The sequence below is a fragment of the Devosia sp. genome (assembly GCF_028290645.1).
In the GTDB taxonomy this organism is placed as follows: domain Bacteria; phylum Pseudomonadota; class Alphaproteobacteria; order Rhizobiales; family Devosiaceae; genus Devosia_A.
The window spans coordinates 1-14,915 of record NZ_JAQGJL010000078.1 but is presented as its reverse complement, the minus strand read 5'-3'; the positions used below and the strand labels follow the sequence as shown (position 1 = coordinate 14,915).

The following is a 14,915-nucleotide window of genomic DNA, read 5'->3' as shown; positions in this document are numbered from 1 at the left end:
ATCTCGAGATCGACCAGCCGCACGTCGGCCTGCGGGTTGCGGCCGTAGGTGATGACCCGGCGGTCGCGAATTTGGCCAATCAGCGACTGCACTTCGGGATGATCGAGGCACATCACGGCGAAACCGTAGAACGGCACGTTCTCGACGAAGTTGAGGAACGCCTGCTTCACGCCGGAGAAATCGACGTAATAGTCAAGGTGCTCGGGGTCAATATTGGTGACGATGGCGACGTCGGCCGGGAGCTTGACGAAGGTGCCGTCACTCTCGTCGGCCTCGACCACCATCCACTCGCCGTCGCCGAGGCGGGCATTGGTTCCATAGGCGTTGATGATGCCGCCGTTGATGACGGTGGGATCCATGTTGCCGGCGTCGAGCAGCGCCGCGACCATGGTGGTGGTCGTGGTCTTGCCGTGCGTGCCGCCGATGGCGATGGCGTTCTTGAACCGCATGATCTCGGCCAGCATCTCGGCCCGGCGCACCACGGGAAGCCCGCGCGAACGGGCCGCGGCGAGCTCGGGATTGCCCTTCTTGATGGCGGACGAGATGACGACGACGGCGGCGTCCTTGAGGTTCTCGGCTTTCTGGCCGATCTCGACCTCGATGCCCATCTTGCGCAGGCGCTGCACGTTGGGGTTCTCGGCGCTGTCCGAGCCGCGGACCTTGTAGCCCTGGTTGTGCAGGATTTCGGCGATGCCGCTCATGCCGATGCCGCCGATGCCGACGAAATGCACCGGTCCGATATTACGCGGCATCTTCATTGCGATTTCCCCTTGGCCGCTAGGCGTTCTGCCACGTCGGCGAGCTTGGTGACGGCGTCCGGTTGACCCAGCGCCTTGGCGGCAGCGGCCGCCCTCTGCAACACGCCCGGATCACCGAGAAGTGAGGCCAAGCGAGTGCCAAGCGATAGTGGCGTAAGCGTGGCCTGCTCGAGGATCCACCCGCCGCCGGCGGCCTCGATCACCAGGGCGTTGTTCTTCTGGTCCGCATCGATCGCGCCGGGCAGCGGCACGAGAACGGCCGGCCGGCCGATGGCGGTGAGTTCGGCGACGGTGGAAGCGCCGGAGCGGGAGATGACGAGATGCGAGCTTGCCATGCGCTCGGGCAGGTCGTCGAAGAAGGCGGCAAGCTCGACGTTCACTTTCGCCTGCCGGTAGGTCTCGGCGACACGATCGAGGTCCTCGGCCCGGCACTGCTGCACGATGCGCAGCCGCGAGCGCAGCTCCGGTGGCAGTTCGGCGACGGCCGGCGGCACGAGGTCGGCGAACACGCGGGCGCCCTGGCTGCCGCCGAACACGAGTAGCCGGATGACCCCGCCCGGCTCGAGCGCCGGATACGGCACTTTGGCAACGCCACGCACGCGGTCGCGGACCGGATTGCCGACGAGCACGCTCTTGTCGGCGAAGGCTTCTGCCTTGGCGGTGCGGGGGAAGCTCAGCGCGATGATTTTCGCCATCCGCGCCAGTGCGCGATTGGCCCGGCCCATCACCGCGTTCTGTTCATGGAGGATGCCGGGCGTGCCGCGGAGACTTGCGGCGACGAAGGGGGGATAGACCGGGTAGCCGCCGAAGCCGATCACCGCGTCAGGCTTTACGCTCGCGAGCTTGAGGAACGCAACACCGATGCCCCAGAGGATGGTGAAGCCGGCGGTGACGAAGCGGATCGGGTTGCTGACCGACGGGGTCGCCGAAGGCACGATATGCGTGGCGCTGGCGGGAAAGCCGTCGCCATAGGAGGCGACACGGTGATCGGTCATCAGTTGGATGTTATGGCCGCGCCGGCGCAATTCCTGCGCCAGCGCCATCGCCGGGAAGAGATGGCCTCCCGTACCGCCCGCCATCAGAACGAATCTGCTCATTGGGCGGGGGATAGCACTCCACTGCGATAGACGGGAAGCCCGGTAGCGAGTCGCTCCTCCGGCTTCTTGCGGGTGAAGGCCAGCATCAGGCCCATGGCGAAGGCGATCGCCAGCATGGACGTGCCGCCATAGGAGACGAAGGGCAGCGTCATGCCCTTGGGCGGAATGAGGTTCAGATTGACCGCGAGGTTGATCGAGCACTGCAGCCCGAACTGGATGGCGAGGGTGGATGCGGCGAGCCGCGCAAACAGGCTCGATTGCTGCTGCGCGCCGATCAGCGCCTTGACGGCGATGAAACCGATCAGCGCCACGAGGCAGAGGCAGAAGAGGATGCCGAACTCGCCCGCCGCTGCCGAGAACACGTAGTCGGCATGGGCGTCCGGGATGACTTTCTTCGCCAGCGATTCACCCGGCCCGCGCCCGAACCAGCCGCCTTCGAGCAGTGAGCTTAGCGCCTTGTCGACCTGATAGGTGTTGCCCCCTTCGGGATTGAGGAAGCTGTCGATGCGCTTGGCGAAGTGCGGGAAGAACATGTAGGCCGCGAACAGCAGCCCTACCCCGGCGGCGCCCAGCCCGAAAATCACCAGCCAGGAGATGCCGGAGAGGAACAGCAGCACGCCCCAGGTGGCGAGGATCAGCGCTGTCTGCCCGATGTCGGGCTGCAGCAGGAGGCCCGCGACGATGGTGACCATGATGCCGGTGGCGATGATCCGCGCCGGGACGCCCGGCCGTTTCATGCTCTCGGAAAATAGCCACGCCCCGATGACGGCAAAGGCCGGTTTCACGAACTCGGACGGCTGCACTGTATTGCCGGCCAGCGACACCCAGCGCTTGGCGCCCTTGACCTCGACGCCAACTTTCAGCGTCAGCCAGAGGAGGATGATCGAGACGACCAGCACTCCCAGCGCCGCGATGCGGGCAGCACGATGCGAAAGAAACGAGGTGGCGACCATCACCGGCAGCGCCAGAGCCGCAAAGATCGCCTGGCGGATGATGAAGTGCCACGGGCCCAGCCCGAGACGCTCGGCCACCGGCGGACTTGCCGCGAAGCTCAGCAGTACGCCGACCAGCATCAAAAGGATCAGCGCCGCGAGCAGCGACTTGTCGATCGTCCACCACCACTCGGCGATGGGGGTCTTGCGCTCGCGTGAAAACATGTCCTGACGCCGCCCTACCCAGGCGGCCTCCCTTACGCAACTCGATGCAAATTGTATCGCCAGGTTGGTTACCAAGTTCGGAACGGAGTCGCGTTTTGCGAATCATCTGAGGACGCCGATGGTTGGGCTTTGACAACCGTCGTGCTTGCGCTACGCAGGAAGAAACGGGGCGGGCGGCGGACTCCGCCGTGGGGGCGCAGTGAATGTAGAATCTGTTTCGCCTCCGGCGGAGACGGCCGCGATCGCATATTGGACGGTCCGCCGGCAGCTGGCCCTGATCGCCGGCGCATTAGCGGTGCTCACCGTCGCAAAACTGTTTGCGGGATCGATCCTGGAACTGAGGACGGACGAGGCTTACCACTGGGCCTGGTCCAAGGAGTGGGTCGTCTCCTACCTCGACCATCCCCCCATGGTTGCGTGGCTCGTCCGTCTTGGCACCAGCCTCTTCGGAGATAGCCTGTTCGGCGCCCGCTTCGCCTTTCTGCTGGCGATGCCGATCGCGGAACTATTGCTCGCTGACATCGTGCGGCGCCGGACCGGTTCGCTCCAGGCAGCGGCGACCGTTGTGCTGGCGATGGAGTCCACCATCCATCTGGGCGGTATCGCCATGCTGATCGAGCCGAGCATCCCCCTTATCCTGTTCTCGAGCCTGATGTTCTGGGCCCTGAGCAAACTGGAGCAGACAGGCGACGCGCTCTGGTGGCTTCTGGTCGGCGCGGCGGCGGGATTGGCGCTGCTGTCGAAGTACATGGCCCTGCTCTTCGTTCCCGCCATCCTTGCCTTCCTGCTCGTGCCGCCACGCAATCGCCGTTGGCTTTTCACGCCTTGGCCATGGATCGCCGGCGTGATCAGCCTGCTCCTGTTCGCCCCGGTGCTCTGGTGGAATTTCCAGAACGACTGGGCCTCGTTTCGCTTCCAGGGCGTCCGCGCGGTCGGCGGACATGGCATGGATCTCGGCAACCTGACCGATTTCCTGGCGCTCTCGCTGCTTCTGATCGGCCCTGTACTGGCCCCCCTGGTCGTATTCGGCTCCATTCGCGGCGCCATCCGAGCATTCAGGGAGGCCGACGGCACAACGCTGGCGATCTCCGTCGCCTTCCTTTTCTTCTTCGGTTATCTGGCGATCAGGGCGTTGAGCCTCGACATCAATACCTCCTGGCCTGTCGCGATGTGGCCATTTGGGATAGCGGCGGCGGCTATCGGTATGTCGCACCCGGTGGCTGGGACTGCAGCACGCCTGCCACGCACCGTAGGGCGGTGGTGGCTGGTCGCGATCTGCATCAACCTCGTCCTGCTGGCGGGGGCGCACTACCATGTGACGTTGGATGCTGGGGCATGGGGCGGCAACCGGGACCCGATCGGCCGGGACGACGGTTATGCGGCGGTGGGAGATGCGGTGATCGCCATGGCCGAGTCAGGTGGATACGGCTGGGTCGCCACGACCGACTACCGGACCTACGCCGCTTTACGATGGCAGCTGCGCGGCCGCTTGCCGGTGTACCAGATCAACCAGCGCAGCCGGTACATCGGCTTTGCTGCGACGGACCTGGAGGGCACCAACGGGCTCTACGTCTACCCCGACGGGCGCGCCGATGAGCTGGTTCCGGGCGACGGCGGCGTCGCCGCGGAACGCATCTGGCGGGAGCAGAACGAGGGCACGATGATCATCCGGCCGGTAGATGGATGGAGTCCCGACCTCACCCCGCCCCGCGATTCACCGCTCTACCGGTGGCCCGATCTCGCCTGAGCTATCGGAGCTTCAGCGAGCTCAGCCCGATCAGCGCCAGGACGATCGAGATGATCCAGAAACGGATCACCACCTGGCTCTCGGTCCAGCCCATCATTTCGAAATGGTGGTGGATCGGGGCCATCTTGAAGACGCGCTTGCCGGTGAGCTTGAAGGAGACCACCTGCACGATCACCGAGACTGCCTCGAGGACGAACAGGCCGCCGACGATGGCGAGGACGATCTCGTGCTTGATGGCGACCGCAATGGTGCCGAGCGCGCCGCCGAGCGCCAGCGAGCCGGTATCGCCCATGAAGATCTGCGCGGGCGGCGCGTTGAACCAGAGGAACCCGAGCCCCGCCCCGATCAGCGCGCCACAAACCACCGACAGCTCGGCCGTGCCGGGAACCGGGTTGAGCAGCAGGTAGTCGGAAAAGGTCGACGAGCCGACGAGATAGGCGATGAGGCCGAAACAGGCGGCGGCGACCATCACCGGCACGATGGCAAGGCCATCGAGACCGTCGGTGAGGTTCACCGAATTGCCGGCCGCGGTGATGACGAAGGCGCCGAACAGCACGAAGAACCAGCCGAGGTTGATCGCGAGGCCCTTGACGAAGGGAAAGAACAGCGACGTCGAAGTCGCCGGGTCGCCCAGGATCGAGATGAAATAGCAGGCGACGGCGCCGATGATGGCCTCGAGGACCAACCGCTGCCGCCCGGAGAAGCCGGCATGCGACATGCGCTTGACCTTGAGATAATCGTCGTAAAAGCCGATGGCGCCGAACGAAACGGTGACGAACAGCACGACCCAGACATAGCCGTTGGTGAGGTTCGACCACAGCAGGGTCGAGGTCACGGCCCCGGCGAGGATCATCAGGCCGCCCATGATGGGCGTGCCCTTCTTGCTCTGCAGGTGGCTCTGCGGACCGTCCTCGCGGATCGGCGGGCCGCCCTTGCCCTGCCGGATGCGCAACGCGTCGATAATGCCCGGCCCGAACAAGAAGACGAAGAACAGCGCGGTCACCACCGCGCCTGCCGTCCTGAAAGTGATGTAGCGGAACACATTGAAGGCGGCGAGGCTATCGCCCAACTGCCCGAGGAAATACAGCATGCTGTCGGTGTCCCACCCGTCGCCTTAGGCGTTCTGGAAGCGCTCGCGGATCTTCTGGACCAGGGGTGCGAGCCGGACGCCTTTTGACCCTTTGACCATAACTGCGTCGCCGTAGGCAAGCGCGGAGAGCACGCTATCCGTGATCTCCTCGGCGGTTGGCATATGGGTCACACCGGGCACGTCGCGATCGCTCTCGGCGCGGCGGCGCAACTCATCGGCGAGCGCCCGCATCGCCGTGCCGACGAGGAAAACCTGCGTGGCGCCGGTCTTGAGCACCGCATCGGCGAGGCCCGAATGGAGCTGCGGGCCCTGCAGGCCCATTTCCAGCATGTCGCCGAGGACCAGTATCTTGCGCCCCTCGGGGGGCCTCACGCCGGTGTAGAGGTCCATCGCGGCATTCATCGAGGCGACATTGGCGTTGTAGCTCTCGTCGACGAGGAGCAGCGGCTTCTTGTCGGGTCCGAGCCGGAGCGTCAGCCCCCGCCCTTCCGGGGCGCCGAACTGGGCGAGTGCTGCAATGGCCTTGCGCGTGCCCTCGCCTGAGAGTTGCGCTACTGCCAGTGCTGCAACGGCGTTGGCGACCATGTGGCGACCGGGCACCTGCAGCTGCAGGTTGTAGCGCTCTCCAGTATGCGTGACCTCGGCGAGCGTTGCGTTCGCCGAGTTGTCCACCCGGCTGATGTACCAGTCGGCGCTTTCGTCGAAGCCGTAGGTGACGACGCGCGCGACCCCTGCGGCCCGGGCATGGGCGAAGAGGATGTGGAGATGCTCGTGGTCGGCGTTGAGCACTGCCGTGCCGCCCGGCTCGAGCCCGAGGAAAATCTCGGCCTTGGCCACGGCGATGTCCGCGACCGACGCGAAGAACTCGAGATGCGCCGCGGCAACTGTGGTGATCACCGCGGTATGCGGGCGGACCAGCTTCACCAGCGGCGTGATCTCGCCCGGATGGTTCATGCCAATCTCGAATACGCCGAACTGCGCCTCTCGCGGCATGCGGGCGAGCATCAGCGGCACGCCCCAGTGGTTGTTGAAGCTCTTGATCGAGTAGTGCGTCTCGCCCGAGGCGGCGAGCGCGGTGCGGATCGCTTCCTTGGTGGTGGTCTTGCCGGCGCTGCCGGTGACCGCGATGATCTGGCCGCGATTGCGGGCGCGGGCGGCGACGCCAAGCTGCTCCAGCGCCTTCAGCGGGTCGGGCACGACGATCAGCTGCCTGCCGCCATGCTTCGCGTGGTAGGCCTCGGAGACCAGGGCCGCGGTCGCCCCGGCGTCCAGCGCCTTGCCGACGAAATCGTGCCCGTCATGCGTGTCGCCCTTGATGGCGACGAACAGCGCTTCGGGGGCGATGTCGCGGGAATCGATCGAGATCGAAGAGATCGGGCCATCTGACAGGCCTTCGGGCCGTCCGCCGGTGGCTTTGACGACCTCCGCGACGGTCCAGAGCGGTCGCATCGGCGCTAGAGTCCTTTCAGGGTCTCCAGCACCACTTCGTGGTCGGAGAAGTGGTGCTTGGTGGTGCCGATGATCTGATAGTCCTCGTGGCCCTTGCCCGCAATCAGCAGGACATCGCCGGGCTGCAGCCGGCTGATGCCGGTCTCGATGGCCCGCCGGCGGTCGCCGACCTCGAGCGCCTTGGGCGTCGCGGCCATGATCTCGGAGCGGATGGTGGCGGCGTCTTCGGTGCGCGGATTGTCGTCGGTGACGATGACGTCGTCGGCAAGGCGATCGGCGACTTCGCCCATGATCGGGCGCTTGCCCTTGTCGCGGTCCCCGCCGGCGCCGAAGACGAGGCGGAGGCTGCCCTTGGCGTAGGGGCGCAGTGCTTCGAGCGCTGTCTCCAGTGCGACGGGCTTGTGCGAGTAGTCGACGAAGATGGCGGCGCCGTTGTGCTCGGCCACCAGCTCGAGCCGGCCCTTGGCGCCCTTGAGGCCCTCGAGCGCCTTGACCGCGCGATCAGGCGGTGCGCCGGTCCCGACCGCGAGGGCCAGCGCCACGGCGGCGTTGTTGACCTGGAAGGCGCCGGTCAGCGGCAGGTAGAAGCTGACGGGCTCGCCGACAATGCGGGCGATGACCCGCTGGCCGTAGCCTTCGTTCCTGATCTCGGTGAGTTCGAGGAAAGCGCCTTCGCGCCCAACGGTCATCAGCGTCGCGCCGCCATCGAGCGCGGCGAACAGGAACGGGGTGTGCTCCGGGTCGTCGCAGTTGACCACCGCCGACCCGCCCTCGGCGATCAGGTCGGTGAAGAGCCTGAGCTTGGCATCGCGATAGGTGGCCATGTCGCGGTGGTAGTCGAGATGGTCGCGGCTGAGATTGGTGAAGGCCACGGCGTTGAAGCGGATGCCGTCGACGCGGCGCTGGTCGAGGCCCTGGCTCGAGGCTTCCATGGCGACATGGTCTATGCCCTCGGCGCGCAGTTCGCCCAGATCACGATGCAGCGACAGCGGGTCCGAGGTGGTGAGTTCGCGCGGCCGGATGCCGGCCTTGGTCTCGACCCCGACCGTGCCGAGGCTCGCCGCCTCGATGCCGCAGGCGGTCCAGATCTGGCGCACGAACGAGACGATCGAGGATTTGCCGTTGGTGCCGGTTACGGCGACCGAGACCGCGGGCTGCGGCGCGAACTGACGGGCTGCCGCTTGTGCATAGGCGGCGCGGACGTCCTCTACCAGCACGACCGGAATGCCCGGATCGGCCTCGGGCTGGCGATCGCTCACCATCACACTGGCGCCGCGGCCCACCGCCTGCGCTGCGAAAGCATCGCCATGCACCCGCGTCCCGGGCAGCGCGAAGAACGCCTCGCCCGGCACGATGGCGCGGCTGTCGGCGTTGATGCCCTCGACTTCGAGCGCCGGGACCGACAGGGCGCCGGCCCCTTTCAGCAAATCTGTGAGCGCGAACGGCACGCTGTCTTCCCGAATGGCTTCAGCGAAGTTCAACTGGGACAAGGTTCGAATCCAACATTTCACTGAAGTCGGGGCTGATTCCAAGCATCGGCGCAACCCGTTGCACGATGCGGCCCGTTACTTCGCCTGCATTCCAGCCCGCAGTATGGCCGGATTGCGGGTTCTCGTTCTGCGGTTCATCGACGAGGACGACCATGGCGTAGCGCGGATCATCGAGCGGAAAGGCGGAGGCGAACACGGCGAGCGTCTTGTCCGCTGAATAGACCTTGCCCACCACTTTTTCGGCCGTGCCGGTCTTGCCGCCGACGCGGTAGCCGTTGGCGAGCTTGTTCATGCGGGTGCCCGAGCCTTCGAGGGCGTTGAGGCGCATCAGGTAGCGGATCTCGGCGCTGGTCGTAGGGGAGATCACCGAAACGTAGGTCTGCCGGGCCTCGGCCTCGCTGCGCTTGTACATGGTCGGCGTCGTCATGTTGCCGTCGTTGACGAAGGCCGCGACCGCCCGGACCATGTGCAGCGGCGAGACGGAGAGGCCGTGCCCGAAGCTCGAGGTTGCGGCGACGATCTCGGAGAACTTGTCCGGCACCTTGGGCTTGCGCATCTCGGGCAGCTCGAACGGCACTGTCTGGTCCATGCCGATCTTGGTGAGAAAGGCCCGGAAGTCGTCCTTTCCGAGCGTCTGCATGACATGGATGGTGCCGATATTGGACGAGTATTTGTAGATCTCCGGCACGCTCAGGATGCGGTGCTTGCCGTGGAAATCGTCAATGGTGAAGCGGCCGAAGCGCACGCCGAAACGGGCGTCGAATTGATCGGTGATCTTGACCTTGCCGCTGTCGAGAGCGCCGGCCATGGTGATGGTCTTGAAGGTCGAGCCGAGCTCGTAGATGCCCGAGGTGATGCGGTTGAAGCGGTCGTTCTTCACCCCGTTATAGTCCTGGAACAGGGTCGAGGGGTTGTTCGGGTCGAAATCCGGCAGCGACGCGAGGGCCAGGATTTCGCCGGTCTTGACGTCCATCATCACGCCGGCCGCCGCCACCGCCTTGTAGCGGGTCATGGCATCGGTGAGCTGCTCGTACATCGCGTGCTGGACGCGCAAGTCGATCGAGAGGTTGACCGGCGTCATCTCGTTGCCGCGCGCCAGCCCGATCGACTGCAGCAGGGCGAGGCTGTCGTCATCCATGTGCTTTTCGATGCCCATGGTGCCCTGGTTGTCGATATTGACGGCGCCGAGAATATGCGAAGCCTCCTGCCCAGAGGGGTAGAAGCGCTTGCTCTCGGTGACGAATTCGATGCCCGGGATGCCGAGCTGGAAGATCTTCTCCTCGATTGCCGGGGTGAGTTCGCGCTTCACCCAGACGAAGCCCTTGTCGCCGGTAAGGCGCTTCCTGAGCCAATCCTCGTCAAGCTCGGGCAGCACGGTGCGCAGCTTCTGCACCGCTTCCTCGACATCGATGATCCGGCGCGGCTCGGCGAACAGTGAGGGCACGCGGATATCGACGGCCATCTCGAGCCCGTTGCGATCGAGGATCGGCGGGCGGCTGGCGGTGATGACGTCGCGTTCGACGCCTTCGATGGTCGAGTCGGTGACGGTGGCGCCGAGCTGGATCAGCCGGCCGCCGACCGTGGCGAACCCCAGCAATAATGCCACTATGACCCAGCGGATCCGCGCCTTGGTGAGGTTGCCGCGCGCCTTCCGCCCGCCATCGAGCGAGATGGTTTCGGCGCCTTCGGTGATGATCGCCATCTAGTTGGCCTCGATCAGCTGTTGGATCGGATCGATGCCCGCATCGAGAGACGAGAGCAGCGCATCGAGCGCCGCAGGATCGGGCGCAGCCGGCCGCATCGGCAGGTTGTCCATCCGCCCGAACTGCTCCTGGCTGGTGGGCACCAGCGCCAGCGCCTCCTGGTGGCGCGCGACGATCGGCGCCACGTGCGCCGGCTGGTTGAGATAGGACCAGTCGGCCTTGAGCAGGCTCAATTCGCCCTCCTGCCGGTCGATCTTGCGCTCCAGCGAGACCTTGGCCGTGGCAATGTCCTCGACGGAATATTTTAGCGCATAGACGCCGACGAGACCCACCACGCTGGTGCAGACCATGATGGCGTTGAGCATCTTGATCATGCGGCACCTCGCGACATCGGCACACCGAGGCCGGCATAACTGAGCACCCGCGGCGGGGCCGCGGTGCGACGGCCCGAGCGGAGGGTCGCCGAACGCGAGCGCGGATTGCGCGCCGTCTCGGCGGAGGATGCCTTCAGCGCCTTGCCGGCGCGGGTCCATCGCGACGCTTCCTGCACCGCCTGCGGCAGGTGTCGGGACTGCGTCGGCGCGCCCTTCTCGGGATCGAAGAAGCGCTTGACGATCCTGTCCTCGAGCGAATGGAAGGTGACGACCGCAAGGCGCCCGCCCTCAGTCAGTAGCCGTTCGCTGGCGAACAGCCCTTCGACCAGCTGGTCGAACTCCCCATTCACCGCGATGCGCAGGGCCTGGAAGCTCCGGGTGGCCGGATGCGCGTCGCCGGGCTTCCGGCCGACGGATTTCTCGATGAGGCGGGCGAGTTGTGTGGTGGTCGAGATCGGCTGCGCAGCGCGTGCCGCGACGATCGAATGGGCGATGCGGCGGGATTTGCGTTCCTCGCCGAAAGCGAAGAGCAGATTGGCAAGGTCCGCCTCTTCGAGCCCGTTCACCAGATCGGCGGCCGACTCGCCTTCTGACGACATCCGCATGTCGAGCGGACCTTCCTGCATGAACGAGAAGCCGCGCTCGGCCTGGTCGAGCTGCATCGAAGAGACGCCGATGTCGAGGACAACTCCGTCGACGGGGCCGTCCGACAGCTGATCCAGATTGGAAAAGGTGCCGGCGACGAACTTGAAACGACTCGCAAATTCGGCGCCGAGGGCTTCAGCGTGCGGCAGCACCGACGGGTCGCGATCGAGGGCAACGACGGAGGCGCCGGCTTCGAGCAACGCGCGGGAATAGCCCCCCGCCCCGAACGTGCCGTCGAGAATACGCGCACCCTCGAGCGGCTGCAGCGCTTCGAGCACCTCGGCCAGCAGCACCGGCACATGCGGCGCCTGCTGCTCGCTGCCCTTCGGCTTGCTCATCTTCCGCCCGAACTCCACTCCGGCAATGGCCGGTAAGCAATAGTGCCCCAGAATAGGGGTCTCGGCGCACTTTGCCGAGTTCGGATTAAGATTCTGTTGAGCTTACCGAGGCCGCGCGAGGATCAAGTGCCAGTTGACCTGTAAGCCGGGTTCTGTAGGGCCCGCTCCCGAAGGGGCGGACGTGGCGGCCATTCATCTTGAGGCGGCATTGCTGCCGACTTCATGCAACCAACCCGGATGACAGGCCTCGAAAACCGGCTGGAGCGAGCTCCGCGTCATCCCTATTTGGTCTTGCTCCCGGTGGGGTTTGCCGTGCCGTCCCTGTTGCCAGGCACGCGGTGCGCTCTTACCGCACCCTTTCATCCTTACCCGTCCGAGGACGGGCGGTTTGCTTTCTGTGGCACTTTCCCTGGGGTCGCCCCCGGCGGCCGTTAGCCGTCACCGTATTTCGATGGAGCCCGGACTTTCCTCCCCGCATGGGTTACCCCATGCAGAGCGGCCACCCGGTCAACTGGCGAGGCGCATATGGGGGGCGGGGCAGAGCCCCGTCAAGCCAATGCGTCAGGCCGCGCGTTTCATGATCTGGTGGTAGGCATTGTTGATCGCCGCCATGCGGGCGGTGGCCACGTCGATCAGCTCCTCGGGCACGCCCTTGGCGATCAGCCGGTCGGGGTGGTGCTCGGCGACCAGCGAGCGATAGACCCGCTTCACCTCGTCCCGGTCGGCATTGGGCGCGAGGCCGAGCACCATGAACGGATCGGCGCCACGGTCGAACAGCACGTGCTGGGCGGTCAGTTGCTCGAAGCGGGCATCGTCGAAGCCGAAGATGTCGCTGACATTCTTGAGGTAATCGAGCTCCGACTCATGGATCAGCCCGTCGGCCGAGGCGATGAAGAACAGGCTGTCGAGCACGTGTTCCAACGTGTCGGGGCTGTCGATGAAGAAGCGGCGGATCTTCCTGGCATAGGATTCGTAGCCGGCGACGTCCTGCTGGGCGAGCCGGAACAGCTTGTCGACCTGCTGCTCGATGCCGGCCGGAATCTCGACGGTGCGCTGGAAGGCGCGCAGTTCCGAAGCGGTGACGACGCCATCCGATACCGCCATCTTGGCCGACAGCGCGATCAGCGCCAGCGTGAACGCGGCGTCGCGGCCGCCGGGCAGCCAGGTGTCGGGATCGAGCGCGTTGATGAACGAACCGACGATCCCGGTCCGTTCCGACGCCGACCCCATGAATGCGCCAAGGCGTTGCCAGACCGACATATGCCTCTCCGTTCCCGGCGCACCATAGCCGCCGAGCGCAAAATTAACAGCCTTGCGGCATGCGGCAGTTTGCAACTTTGGACCCCATTGACGTTTCGGCCGCCTCGTGAGGCGGCCGCTGAGTTAGAACAGGAAGAAGTCGTTCCTCGGCCGCCTGGGCCTGTTGGGCCCCTCGTCGAGATAGAAACCATCCGGATCGTAGTTGTCGGATGGTTGTGCGGACGTTTCCGACAACAGCCCCTTGCGGGCCAGATAATCGGCGAGCGAGCCCGAATCCCATTCCTCGAGCTGGTCGCCGGTGACTACGTCGGGGTTGTCACTGAGCGGGAACGGCTCGACCGCGGCCTTCTGCTCGTGCTGCTTGACCTTGTTCTCGTCGAGGATCAGCGGCTTCTCCTCAGCGGGAAGCGACGCGACCTGGGTCGTCTTGGGCCGTGCGCTGCGCGGCAGCGGCACTGGCGGCGTCTCGGCCGGAGCGACGGTTGCGACCTCGACCGGCGCCTTGGCCGGCTGGGCGGCCGGGGTGATCGGCTTCAGCGTCACCGGCTTCGGCGTGGCGGCGGTGTCGCCGTCCGAAATGTAGGAGGGCAGCTTCTTGCCCTTGGCGAGCAGCTTGTCGACCGCGTCCCCGCCAGTGACGCTGGCGGTCTCGATCGTATCGGCCTTGGTGGGTGTGTTGACCGTGGGAACCTTGAGCAACGGCTTGCCCGTCTGCGCGTCTGCGGTCATCGCGGCGTTTGGTGCATTGCCGTCGGCGTTGCCGAAGAGGATGTCCGCGGCGGGCACCGCGAGGATGACGACGAGACCGGCCCAAGCCAGTCCGCCCTTCACCTTGCCATCGAGTTTCATAGCCTGCTGTCCTTCAACTTGCCCCGCCCAACCACGTCCGGACGGAAGCGAATTAACGTGGCCATTTTATGGATGGCCCCTGGATTGCCCCAAGCATGAACGATGCCTGAACGGACCTGAACGGTGGCTGAACACCAAACGGTCAGTCGGGCCGGGCGCCGAGCAGCCGCGCCAGCGCCAGCACCAGGTTGGAGCGGTTGAGGGTGTAGAAATGGAACTCGGTGATCCCGTTGTCGACCAGCTCCAGCACCTGTTCGGCGGCCACCGCCGAGGCGACCAGCGCGTGAGTCTCTGGGTCCTCCTCCAACCCCTCGAATCGCTCCGCCACCCAGCCGGGGATCGATGCGCCGCAACGCGCCGCAAAGCCGGAGATCTGCTTGAACGAGTGGATCGGCTGGATGCCGGGGACGATCGGCGCACTGATGCCGGCCGTCCGCGCCCGGTCGACGAAGCGGAAATAATCGTCGTTGTCGAAGAACATCTGGGTGATGGCGCGGGTCGCGCCGGCATCGAGCTTGCGCTTGAGGTTGTCGATATCGGCGTCCCAGCTTGGGCTTTGCGGATGCTTTTCCGGATAGGCGGCGACCGAGATGTCGAAATCGCCGATGCGCCGGATGCCGGCGACGAGATCGGCGGCGTTGCAGTAGCCCTCGGGATGCGGGGTGAACGGCTTGCCGATGCCCTCGGCCGGATCGCCGCGCAGCGCCACGATGCGGGTGATCCCCGCCTCCTGGTAGCCGCGCACCACGGCGTCGACCTCGTCCCGCGTCGCGGCGACGCAGGTGAGATGCGCCGCGGCATCGACCCCGGTTTCGGCCTTGACGCGGCTGACCATGCGCAGCGTGCGCTCGCGGGTCGAGCCGCCGGCGCCATAGGTGACCGAGACGAAGCGCGGTTGTAGCGGGGGGAGCTTGTGGATCGAATCCCAGAACCGCTCCTCCATGACGTCGGTCTTGGG

At 65.8% G+C, this 14,915-nt stretch carries 13 protein-coding genes and 1 other RNA gene; 1 reads left to right on the top strand and 13 read right to left on the bottom strand.

The features are described 5' to 3' along the window. The 3 genes from JWQ89_RS04205 to JWQ89_RS04195 form a co-directional block, all read right to left on the bottom strand. A partial coding sequence (locus tag JWQ89_RS04205; protein WP_299638684.1) for a Mur ligase domain-containing protein occupies positions 1-758 on the bottom strand: 758 nt, incomplete at its 3' end. After that, the gene (murG, locus tag JWQ89_RS04200) at positions 755-1,855 is read right to left on the bottom strand and encodes an undecaprenyldiphospho-muramoylpentapeptide beta-N-acetylglucosaminyltransferase (RefSeq protein ID WP_299638683.1); all 1,101 of its coding nucleotides are present in this window, start codon (positions 1,853-1,855) and stop codon (positions 755-757) included. The genes murG and JWQ89_RS04205, both read right to left, overlap by 4 nt. After that, the gene (locus tag JWQ89_RS04195; RefSeq protein WP_299638681.1) at positions 1,852-3,012 is read right to left on the bottom strand and encodes a putative peptidoglycan glycosyltransferase FtsW; all 1,161 of its coding nucleotides are present in this window, start codon (positions 3,010-3,012) and stop codon (positions 1,852-1,854) included. The genes murG and JWQ89_RS04195 overlap by 4 nt, the downstream gene beginning before the upstream one ends. 295 nt (positions 3,013-3,307) lie before the next feature. Between JWQ89_RS04195 and JWQ89_RS04190 the strand changes: the two genes are divergently transcribed. After that, the gene (locus JWQ89_RS04190; RefSeq protein WP_299638679.1) at positions 3,308-4,759 is read left to right on the top strand and encodes a glycosyltransferase family 39 protein; all 1,452 of its coding nucleotides are present in this window, start codon (positions 3,308-3,310) and stop codon (positions 4,757-4,759) included. Position 4,760: 1 nt separating this feature from the next. Here JWQ89_RS04190 and mraY read toward each other — a convergent pair whose 3' ends face one another. The 10 genes from mraY to metF all read right to left on the bottom strand — a co-directional run. Further along, complete coding sequence (gene mraY / locus JWQ89_RS04185) at positions 4,761-5,849, bottom strand: phospho-N-acetylmuramoyl-pentapeptide-transferase (RefSeq protein ID WP_299638677.1); 1,089 nt, start codon at positions 5,847-5,849, stop codon at positions 4,761-4,763. Positions 5,850-5,873: 24 nt separating this feature from the next. Then, positions 5,874-7,298: a UDP-N-acetylmuramoyl-tripeptide--D-alanyl-D-alanine ligase gene (gene murF / locus JWQ89_RS04180; protein WP_299638675.1), complete on the bottom strand. Its 1,425-nt coding sequence runs from the start codon at positions 7,296-7,298 to the stop codon at positions 5,874-5,876. A gap of 5 nt (positions 7,299-7,303) precedes the next feature. Then, a complete protein-coding gene (locus tag JWQ89_RS04175; RefSeq protein ID WP_299638686.1) occupies positions 7,304-8,746 on the bottom strand; it encodes a UDP-N-acetylmuramoyl-L-alanyl-D-glutamate--2,6-diaminopimelate ligase in 1,443 nt (480 codons plus the stop codon). A gap of 19 nt (positions 8,747-8,765) precedes the next feature. Then, positions 8,766-10,490, bottom strand: a complete 1,725-nt coding sequence (locus JWQ89_RS04170) for a penicillin-binding protein 2 (RefSeq protein WP_299638674.1) — start codon at positions 10,488-10,490, stop codon at positions 8,766-8,768. Continuing rightward, positions 10,491-10,865: a hypothetical protein gene (locus JWQ89_RS04165; protein ID WP_299638672.1), complete on the bottom strand. Its 375-nt coding sequence runs from the start codon at positions 10,863-10,865 to the stop codon at positions 10,491-10,493. After that, on the bottom strand, positions 10,862-11,848 hold the full coding sequence (gene rsmH, locus JWQ89_RS04160; protein WP_299638670.1) for a 16S rRNA (cytosine(1402)-N(4))-methyltransferase RsmH: 987 nt from the start codon (positions 11,846-11,848) through the stop codon (positions 10,862-10,864). Before rsmH ends, JWQ89_RS04165 begins: the two co-directional genes overlap by 4 nt. 125 nt (positions 11,849-11,973) lie before the next feature. Next, positions 11,974-12,363: RNase P RNA component class A (gene rnpB, locus JWQ89_RS04155), an RNA gene on the bottom strand. A 46-nt stretch (positions 12,364-12,409) separates the two neighbouring features. Continuing rightward, a complete protein-coding gene (locus JWQ89_RS04150; protein WP_299638668.1) occupies positions 12,410-13,108 on the bottom strand; it encodes a DnaJ family molecular chaperone in 699 nt (232 codons plus the stop codon). A 123-nt stretch (positions 13,109-13,231) separates the two neighbouring features. Then, complete coding sequence (locus JWQ89_RS04145; protein ID WP_299638666.1) at positions 13,232-13,957, bottom strand: hypothetical protein; 726 nt, start codon at positions 13,955-13,957, stop codon at positions 13,232-13,234. 142 nt (positions 13,958-14,099) lie between these two features. Beyond that, positions 14,100-14,915: methylenetetrahydrofolate reductase [NAD(P)H] (gene metF, locus JWQ89_RS04140; RefSeq protein ID WP_299638664.1), on the bottom strand; the 816-nt coding region annotated here is incomplete at its 5' end.

What these genes read in the sequence shown, in the direction of transcription:
- murG (WP_299638683.1), bottom strand. Translation starts at nt 1,855, where the DNA reads ATGAGCAGATTCGTTCTGATGGCGGGCGGTACGGGAGGCCATCTCTTC.
- JWQ89_RS04195 (WP_299638681.1), bottom strand. Translation starts at nt 3,012, where the DNA reads ATGTTTTCACGCGAGCGCAAGACCCCCATCGCCGAGTGGTGGTGGACG.
- mraY (WP_299638677.1), bottom strand. Translation starts at nt 5,849, where the DNA reads ATGCTGTATTTCCTCGGGCAGTTGGGCGATAGCCTCGCCGCCTTCAAT.
- murF (WP_299638675.1), bottom strand. Translation starts at nt 7,298, where the DNA reads ATGCGACCGCTCTGGACCGTCGCGGAGGTCGTCAAAGCCACCGGCGGA.
- JWQ89_RS04170 (WP_299638674.1), bottom strand. Translation starts at nt 10,490, where the DNA reads ATGGCGATCATCACCGAAGGCGCCGAAACCATCTCGCTCGATGGCGGG.
- JWQ89_RS04165 (WP_299638672.1), bottom strand. Translation starts at nt 10,865, where the DNA reads ATGATCAAGATGCTCAACGCCATCATGGTCTGCACCAGCGTGGTGGGT.
- rsmH (WP_299638670.1), bottom strand. Translation starts at nt 11,848, where the DNA reads ATGAGCAAGCCGAAGGGCAGCGAGCAGCAGGCGCCGCATGTGCCGGTG.
- JWQ89_RS04150 (WP_299638668.1), bottom strand. Translation starts at nt 13,108, where the DNA reads ATGTCGGTCTGGCAACGCCTTGGCGCATTCATGGGGTCGGCGTCGGAA.
- JWQ89_RS04145 (WP_299638666.1), bottom strand. Translation starts at nt 13,957, where the DNA reads ATGAAACTCGATGGCAAGGTGAAGGGCGGACTGGCTTGGGCCGGTCTC.